General features: G+C 63.4%; 1 protein-coding gene. It reads left to right on the forward strand.

Annotated features, from left to right (window positions below; genetic code table 11):
• The first annotated feature begins 74 nt into the window (after positions 1–74).
• Positions 75–302 (forward strand): helix-turn-helix domain-containing protein, encoded by a 228-nt coding sequence (locus D2K64_RS23820; protein ID WP_456316386.1) that lies wholly within the window; start codon positions 75–77, stop codon positions 300–302.
• The last annotated feature ends 626 nt before the right edge of the window (positions 303–928 follow it).

The following is a 928-nucleotide window of genomic DNA, read 5'->3' on the forward strand; positions in this document are numbered from 1 at the left end:
CAGCGGCAGTCTCATTTACACACTATAGTTGATAAACTTCATCGCGGCATGCCGTCAATCCAGGGCGCATGGACATGCGTCGGCTGGTGGGCCGCAACTTCGCCCGCCTCCGGCGCGAGAAGGGTCTCACCCAGGAACAGGTGGAAGAGCGGTCGGGGCTGAGCCAGCAATATCTCAGCGGCTTGGAGCGCGGTCAGCGCAATCCGACGGTGGTGACCCTGTTCGAGGTGGCGCAGGCGCTGGGTGCCACGCCTGTGGATCTGATCCAGCCAGACGATGCAGAGGCACCCCGAAAGTCCTGAAGCGTCGGCTAATCCCGCACAACGTGCTTGGTGTAGAACCTGCTGAGCAGCAACCTCTGGGTGTTGAAGCCGTATCGTCGGGGCGGATGGTCGTGCAGCTTGTTGCAATAAGCGGTACGAGATATTCTGATGTGGCCGGTTCCGCGGCGAGCTGTGTCATCCGCGGGTTCCAGAGCAACAATGTCCGTCCTCGGGCTGCCGCCGACGCCGTCCGACACATCCACTGGAGCATGTCTGAAGACGAGCCATGGGTACGCGCGGCATGCTCAACGCGATCAGCCTGGTGCTGAGGGAATAGTGTCGGCCTCAGCCTCTAGCGCAGCACGAACAAAGGCCGCTGCGCGCCGGGTGACTCACGCTAGCGTTGCGCACTCCAGATGGCCGCTTATGATCCCTGTGGTGCCCCGGGCCGGAGGATGGGTCCGGCTTCTGATGTGGCCCGAGCATAGACCGTCGCATCCGGGGCATCTTCCTGCCACCAGCGCCGACAACCTTTCCGCGGTGTGGCAGGACGAGCAGCAGATCGCCTATATCGAGGTGCCCGGTCCAGGGGGAATATCGTCGTCCCCGGCGGAAGGCGCATCGCGGCCATCCACAGATGCGCGCCGGGTTTGAGCGTCCCCGAC

It is taken from the genome of Teichococcus vastitatis (assembly GCF_003604215.1).
GTDB lineage: Bacteria > Pseudomonadota > Alphaproteobacteria > Acetobacterales > Acetobacteraceae > Pseudoroseomonas > Pseudoroseomonas vastitatis.